General features: G+C 65.1%; 7 protein-coding genes and 1 tRNA gene. 3 read left to right on the top strand and 5 right to left on the bottom strand.

Translation table 11 applies throughout. From position 1 onward, the window contains the following. Positions 1 to 110: 110 nt before the first annotated feature. The 3 genes from IED13_RS27250 to cpdR all read right to left on the bottom strand — a co-directional run bounded on the left by IED13_RS27250 (position 111) and on the right by cpdR (position 1,904). A complete protein-coding gene (locus IED13_RS27250; protein WP_191126001.1) occupies positions 111 to 977 on the bottom strand; it encodes a hypothetical protein in 867 nt (288 codons plus the stop codon). A gap of 328 nt (positions 978 to 1,305) precedes the next feature. Beyond that, a tRNA-Val gene (locus IED13_RS27255) sits at positions 1,306 to 1,380 on the bottom strand. Between the two features lie 164 nt (positions 1,381 to 1,544). Further along, positions 1,545 to 1,904, bottom strand: a complete 360-nt coding sequence (cpdR, locus tag IED13_RS27260) for a cell cycle two-component system response regulator CpdR (RefSeq protein ID WP_038363805.1) — start codon at positions 1,902 to 1,904, stop codon at positions 1,545 to 1,547. 255 nt (positions 1,905 to 2,159) lie between these two features. Here cpdR and IED13_RS27265 point away from each other — a divergent pair, with 255 nt between their 5' ends. Both IED13_RS27265 and hisN read left to right on the top strand, forming a co-directional pair. After that, positions 2,160 to 3,080 (top strand): N-formylglutamate amidohydrolase, encoded by a 921-nt coding sequence (locus IED13_RS27265; protein ID WP_081925437.1) that lies wholly within the window; start codon positions 2,160 to 2,162, stop codon positions 3,078 to 3,080. A 337-nt stretch (positions 3,081 to 3,417) separates the two neighbouring features. Next, a complete protein-coding gene (gene hisN, locus IED13_RS27270) occupies positions 3,418 to 4,200 on the top strand; it encodes a histidinol-phosphatase (protein ID WP_038363807.1) in 783 nt (260 codons plus the stop codon). On the opposite strand, the gene IED13_RS27275 is transcribed toward hisN, so the two are convergent. Beyond that, entirely contained in the window at positions 4,105 to 5,160 is a 1,056-nt protein-coding gene (locus IED13_RS27275; protein ID WP_081925438.1) for an alpha/beta fold hydrolase, read from the bottom strand. The two genes, hisN and IED13_RS27275, sit on opposite strands and share 96 nt — an antisense overlap. A 321-nt stretch (positions 5,161 to 5,481) precedes the next feature. Between IED13_RS27275 and IED13_RS27280 the strand changes: the two genes are divergently transcribed. Next, positions 5,482 to 5,955 carry an Hsp20 family protein gene (locus tag IED13_RS27280; RefSeq protein ID WP_191126002.1) on the top strand — a complete coding sequence of 158 codons (474 nt, stop codon included), beginning with the start codon at positions 5,482 to 5,484 and terminating at the stop codon, positions 5,953 to 5,955. Between the two features lie 233 nt (positions 5,956 to 6,188). Here the strand turns inward: IED13_RS27280 and IED13_RS27285 are convergent. Beyond that, positions 6,189 to 6,397: hypothetical protein (locus IED13_RS27285; RefSeq protein ID WP_210323777.1), on the bottom strand; the 209-nt coding region annotated here is incomplete at its 5' end.

Genomic DNA, 6,397 nt, shown 5'->3' on the forward strand with positions numbered 1-6,397 from the left:
CGGACGCGGGAGGTGAATTGTTCTACCATGTAATGTTAGATGTCAATCGACGTGTTTAGGCCATTTTTGTAAAGGTTAATGAAGGGTGGACGATGCCGCTAGGGGGGCAGTCATTGGTTTACGACGGGCTGCTGTTCCTTTGCCGGCCTGGTTCCAGCTCGCCCAATCTCGGAAGGCGGGAAAGGCCAGCGCCACCGACGCGGTCCGTTGCCGAGAATCACGGCGATGTCGTCTTCCAGGCTGCATCGCTCGATGAGCAGCCGATCCTGCCATTCTCCCATATCTCCACGGATCGCTTCCAGGTCATCGAGAGGAATGTCTGAGCAGACGATTGTGCGCGAGCCCGTGACGACAGCCTGCAGGACCGAGGCCTCCAATAGGCGGTATCCGATCGCCTTCGCCAAAGCCGGCTCCTTGCCCGTCACCCGGAAGATGACCAATCTGAACTTGTCGATGTCCACGACGACATACGGTCTAGGCCTTGGGCCAAGAGGCTGCCTGAATTTTGGGACGACAAAAGAGGAAGGCGTGATGTGGTCGATGACGATGTCGCTCAGTTTCCTGACCCGACTGACGCCTCCTTTATGAACCGCCAGATCCGCCAGAAGTCGGTCTGCCGCTTCCCTGAATTCAGCGGCGGTGCCTTCCCCACGGAGCAACTTTTGCAGCAGGTCATCCTCGAGCCCGGCTTGCCGCTTGCCGACCCGCAGGACGGCCTCGATCGACATCACAGGAGGGCGAACGTGTAAGTTGGCGAGGTCGACGCCCTTGTCGTCGAGGTACTGAAGCGCGACCAAGGCCCTGCGAGCGGTGTTTTCGGCCTGGCCCGTCAAGGCGGCGAGTTCTTGGATGACCGCTCTTTGCTGGCCGAATGGCGCGGTGCGAAAGCCTTCAAGGAAGGGAAGGGTTCGATCGATCCAATTCCCATCTTCGGCCTTGGTGAAAACGCGACGGGCAGGAGACGAGTTGACGGCCATGGCAAATCGGCTACCATGTATTGGGATCAGATGGCAATGACCCTTGCGGGATAAATTTTTGTTACCTCGGAGTAACGTGGCAGTCTGGCAGCTGGAGTTCGGATGGCGTCGTTTCGGTACGAAGGCAGCACAGGAAGCGGCGAGGGCAACTGCCTCGTCCGCCCGATCGGTCTGCCGTCGAATCGGGATGGCTCGCCGGTCCTGAGCTGCGCCACTAAGGGCTTGCTTTCAGATTGCTTTGAGATGGCCGAAAAATGGCTCTGGCAGCGAGCCAAAGACGAAAGCCCCGGAAACCGCTTTTCTCTAGCGATTTCCGGGGCTTGGAAAATGGTGGGCGCGACAGGGATCGAACCTGTGACCCCTACGATGTCAACGTAGTGCTCTCCCGCTGAGCTACGCGCCCGTCAGCCGCCCTTGGCGACTTTCGGAAGCGTGTCCGGGCCTTGCGGCCGCAGTCACGCTGCGAGGTGAGGGGGCTATAGCGGCTCGCCTCGCGGCTTGCAAGGCGTTTGCCGCATAAATTCTCGCAGGCCATCCGACACCCCGTTGCAGGGTGCCGAACAGGCTTCAGGCGGCCAGCAATTTCTCGACTTCGTTGACGAGCTCGCGCAGGTGGAAGGGCTTGGAGAGCACCTTCGCATCCTTCGGCGTCTGCGAATCGGGGTTGAGCGCCACGGCGGCGAAGCCGGTGATGAACATCACCTTGATGTCGGGATCGAGCTCGGTGGCGCGGCGCGCCAGCTCGATGCCGTCCATCTCCGGCATGACGATGTCCGTCAGCAGGAGCTCGAAGGGTTCCTCGCGCAGACGATTATAGGCCGACAGGCCGTTATCGAAGGAGGCGACGTCATAGCCTGCATTCTGCAGGGCCTTGACCAGGAAGCGACGCATATCGTTGTCGTCTTCCGCGAGCAAAATCTTCGTCATGGGCCTGTTCTGTCCGTCCCCGAGGCCGGTCTCTCCCGGCGCTGCCCGGGCGATGCCGCGTCCGTTTCAATGCGTCTGGCGCCCGCGCCGCCGTCGGGGCCGATGCGGCTGGGTAGCGACCCCGCCGCTTCGTTGGAACCATGCCCTCTTATAAGGCCAGATCGTGGTAAACAACGCGTGAATCCACTGTTGCACGACAGCCACTCTTTCGGCGCCGCTTCAACCCGTTCGGTTTGTGTGCTTCAGTCAGGTGAAATGAGCTTTTCCTCTGCCCCGTTTCCGCCCGCGCCCGACGATGTCGTCGGCGAGATCGACCGTCCCTACAGCCTGTACCAGCCGGCGCTGCAGGTGGTGCCGGTGGTCGTCGATGTGCCCCATGCCGGGAGGCGTTATCCGCCGGGCTTCGTCGAGCAGGCGCGCTTGCCGCTCAAGGGGCTCAGGCGCTCCGAGGACGCTTTCGTCGACCGGCTGTTCGCGCAGAGCGTCGCGCTGGGCGCCCCGCTGCTCGTCGCGGAATTTCCTCGCGCCTATCTCGACGTGAACCGCGAGCCCTACGAGCTCGATCCGCGGATGTTCGACGGGCGGGTGCCACCCTTCGCCAATACGCGCTCGATGCGGGTCGCTGGCGGGCTCGGCACGATTCCGCGAATCGTCGGCGATGCGCAGGAGATCTATTTCGGGCGCATCCCGATCGCGGAGGGCCTCGCCCGGATCGACGCGCTCTACCGCCCCTATCACGCCGGGCTGCGCGGGCTGGTGCAGCGGACGCAAGGGGCGTTTGGCACCTGCATCCTGGTCGATGCCCATTCGATGCCTTCGGCCGGGCTCGACCGCGAGGGGTCGGCGAAATCGGACATCATCCTGGGCGACCGATTCGGCACCAGCGCGGCCGGCTACATCATCGACATCGCGGAGGAGGCTTTCGCCCGGCTGGGCCTGAGCGTCACGCGCAACCGGCCCTATGCCGGCGGCTTCATCACGGAGCATTACGGCGCCCCCGCTGCCGGCGTGCATGCGCTGCAGATCGAGGTCAACCGTGCGCTCTACATGAACGAGGCGACGCTCGAGCCGCATGACGGCTTCGAGACCTTGCGCGACGCCATATCCCGCGCGCTTGCCGATTGCTTCGCCCGCTGGAGCGGCTGGCTCGACGAATGGCGCGAGGCGGCCGAGTAGCCGCCCCTCGTGGTCGCGACGCGGCATCGGCCAGCCAAGAAAAAAGGGCCGCACACTTGCGTGGCGGCCCAAGTCTAGGGAGGAAACGCCCAAGGAGGGCAAGCGAAGGTTTGAAGCGATCTCCCCTTCGCAGATGCACAATAAGACTGTGCGGCGCAAAAACGCAAGCGGATTTGTCGGATATCAAAGCAGCCATGCGTTGAATGCATGGTTGACCCCGAAAATCGTTGCAAACAAAACGATCTATGACATTTGGCAGAGGGCTGCGATCTCGCCGGGATCGGACTATGGGCAAGGTTATGTTGCAGAGCACAATAATCCAGCAAGGGACGTCCCGATGAGTGCGGTCGATTTCGGTGCCTTCGTGGCGGATCTGGCGACGCAGTCAGGCCAGGCGATCCTGCCGTTCTTCCGGGCGCATCATACGACCGAGGACAAGTCGGGCGGGGGCGTGTTCGACCCGGTCACCGAGGCCGACCGCGCCGGCGAGACGGTCATGCGCCGCCTGATCGGCCAGCATTTCCCGGAGCATGGCCTGCTCGGCGAGGAGTTCGGCAGCGAGAACACCGATGCGGACTATGTCTGGGTGCTCGACCCGATCGACGGCACGCGGGCCTTCATCTCGGGCATTCCGGTCTGGGGCACGCTGATCGGGCTGACGCGCAAGGGCGTGCCGGTCTATGGCATGATGCACCAGCCCTTCACGGGCGAGCGCTATTCCGGCGACGGGCGCGAGGCACGCTATGAGGGTCCCGGCGGGCCGCGGCGGCTCAGGACGCGGCAGGTGCCGGACCTTGCGGCGGCGACGCTGATGACGACCTCGCCCGCGCTGTTCCAGGGCGAGGAGGCGCAAGCCTTCCAGCGCGTCGAGCGCGCGGTGCGGCTCTCGCGCTATGGCTGCGACTGCTACGCCTATTGCATGCTTGCGGCCGGCCATGTCGATCTGGTGATCGAGAGCGGCCTGAAGCCCTATGACATCGTCGCGCTGATCCCGGTGATCGAGGGCGCCGGCGGCGTCGTCACCTCATGGGATGGCGGGAGCGCTGCCGGGGGAGGCCGCATCGTCGCCGCCGCCAGCGAGGCGCTGCATGAGGCCGCGCTCGATCTTCTCGCCGGCTGAGGCGGCCTCTGCCTGGTCCTCGCCGGGAATGAAGGCGTCGAAGGCGGCCCAGAACCGGGCACGGATCGCATCGTTCTCCATCAGGATCTCGTGACGCGCCTCGGGGAAGACCAGCGCCGAACCGGTCTTGAGGCGGGCCGCGAAGCGTTCGATCGCCGGTGTCGAGACGACGGGGTCCTTACCGGCGGCGATGATCAGGGTCGGCACCTTGACGTCGAGCGCGGCGGAGGGGGCGTTGAGCCGGGCCATCAGCCGGAAGGCGTTGCGGACCCAGGCGATGGTCGGGTCGCCGATGCTGAGATGGCGCGCCTGCGCCGACAGCCTGCTGTTGCGGGCATAGCGAACCGGGTCGCTGGTCAGCCGGTTGCCCGCGAAGGGTTTCGTCGCAATGGCGGTGTCGCCGCCGCCGGGGACGAAGGCACGGCCGAAGCCGAGCCAGTACAGGATGCTGGCGAGCCGGCTCGCCCCGGCAGGGTTCTTCACCATGGTGAGGCCGAGCATGGGGGCGAGCGCGACCATGCGCGAGACCGGCAGGGCGCCGTGACGCGCGGCATCGAGACAGAGCGCGGCGCCCATCGAATGGGCCAGGACGAAATAGGGCGGCGGGAATTTCGCCTGCATCTCCGCCATCGCCAGGGCGAGGTCGGCCTCGTAATGCTTCAGCCGGCCGACATGGCCCTTGCGCTCGCGGCGGACGAAGCGCTGCGAGCCGCCCTGGCCACGCCAGTCGAAGGCGAGGACATGGAAGCCGCGCCGGCGCAATTCGGCGATCGTCTCGCTGTAGCGCTCGATGAATTCGGCCCGGCCCTGGACGAGGACGATCGTGCCGCGCACCGGCTTCACGGTCGGGTGCCAGCTCGCAAGGCGCAGGGCGGCGCCGTCGCGCGTCGTCGCCAGCCAGACCTTGCCATGGCCCGGGACGGGATAGTCGGGATCGGCGAAAAAGGCGGCCTCGGCCATTGCTGCTCCGGGCGATGACACGGGTCCGAAAAGTGGGCGTCACCCTTCGGAAAAATCCGATGCCATCGCGATTAGATCGATCACCGTCATCGCGTCCGGTGGGACGCAAGGCGACCTGAGCTCACGCCGCCTGCCGGCCACGCGAACTCGTATCGGGCTTCGTCAGGCCCCGTTTATGCCCTTGGCGCGAGGCTCTTGAAAAGCCGAAAACGCTTCCCCAGATCACTTCTGCGCAGGCCGGAACCGGCTGCGTGAAACCCAACAGGGCCCGCGCTCAGGCGAGGCGGGCCGCAGTGCATGTCGCTTTCCGGAGGACACATCATGCGTCATTTCGATCTCTCCCCCCTCTACCGCTCGACCGTCGGCTTCGACCGCCTGTTCTCGATTCTGGACCAGGCGACCAGCAATGATTCGGCCCCGAGCTATCCGCCCTACAATATCGAGCGTACCGCCGAGAACGCCTACCGCATCACCATCGCGGTCGCGGGCTTCGGCGAGGTCGACCTCTCGATCGAGAGCAAGGAGAACGCGCTGACCGTCAAGGGCGAGAAGCAGGCCTCCGACACGGCCGAGAAGCGCGAAGTCCTGCATCAGGGCATCGCCGCACGCGCCTTCGAGCGTCGCTTTCAGCTTGCCGATTATGTGCAGGTGACGGGCGCCAGCCTCGAGAACGGCCTGCTCCATATCGACCTCGTGCGCGAGATCCCCGAGGCCAAGAAGCCGCGTCAGATTCCGATCGGCGCCGGTTCGGCCAAGGTCATCGAGGCCAGGGTCGGGACCGCCAAGGCGGCGTAGTTCCTCACGCCCCACGGTTTGAAGAGCGAGGGCTCCCGGTGACGGGGGCCCTTTTCGTTTGGCTGCGGAAACACAGCCGTCATGGTCGGCCTTGTGCCGGCCATCCCCGTCTTCCCTGATCGAGGGCGGTGTCCAAGACATGGATGCTCGCCACAAGGGCGAGCATGACGAGGGTGAAGCCGGCGTCCCGTTGACCAGCTGGGGACTTCGCGGACGTCGCGAGCCCCCAAAAGTCACTGCAGCGGCGTGACCGGTGCGATCGGCGTTTCAGGCTTGGGGTTGGCCGTGCCGGTATCCTGCCCCTGCACCGGAGCCAGCGGTACGGCGGCCTCGGCGGAGGCCGGTGGTGGCGCTGAGAGCGGCGGCTGGCGTTCGGCCGTGTCGGTGCCGCGCACATCCTGCGGATTCACCAGCTTGGGCTTTTCGGTGCCGTTGTCCGGGT

The sequence above is a fragment of the Allobosea spartocytisi genome (assembly GCF_014764685.1).
GTDB classification, from domain to species: domain Bacteria; phylum Pseudomonadota; class Alphaproteobacteria; order Rhizobiales; family Beijerinckiaceae; genus Allobosea; species Allobosea spartocytisi.